Origin of the sequence: Pseudomonas sp. L13, assembly GCF_009935965.1 — a bacterium.
GTDB classification, from domain to species: domain Bacteria; phylum Pseudomonadota; class Gammaproteobacteria; order Pseudomonadales; family Pseudomonadaceae; genus Aquipseudomonas; species Aquipseudomonas lactis.
Window position 1 is genome coordinate 1 of record NZ_QODJ01000172.1, and the last position, 533, is coordinate 533.

Genomic DNA, 533 nt, shown 5'->3' on the forward strand with positions numbered 1-533 from the left:
ACAGCACTGGTGCGGTACAACCGCGTCCACTCAAACGGCAAGATCCCGTCCAACGCACCATCGGTGAGGGTCAGCAATTCCTCGCCAGTGACCATCGACACCGGGCAACCGTGGGTAACGGTTTTGTCCGCCGAAGCAGCCGCATCCCCTTTCGGGTTCGAGGCCACAACAGGCACATCATCCACACGCTCTTTTTGCGTCAGCACCGCGTTCTGCCGTGCCCGCCAGCGCATCTGCATCGTGCCTTGCTTGAGCCCTCCCACCACCCCGCGAACCGCCACCGCCTTGTAGCGGTCCACCGCCTGCATGAACTTGGTGAGGATCGTTAGCACACCGGTCACGAAATCCACGGCCGACTGAAGCACCTGCGCACCGTACTTGACCAGGCGCATACTCAAATACGCCACGCCTGCCGCCGGCAACACGATGGTCAACACCGCGCCAATCACCAGGTCAATCAGCAACGACACCATAAAACCTGCGGCCGCTTGCGCGACCTCACTGGGCGGTAACGCCTCCAGCCAGATCATGGC

1 protein-coding gene is annotated in these 533 nt (G+C 61.7%); it reads right to left on the reverse strand.

Going from position 1 to position 533, the window contains the following annotated elements; genetic code table 11:
- The coding region (locus DK871_RS28530) for a DUF6531 domain-containing protein (RefSeq protein ID WP_256677543.1) at positions 1 to 533 on the reverse strand (533 nt) is incomplete at both ends.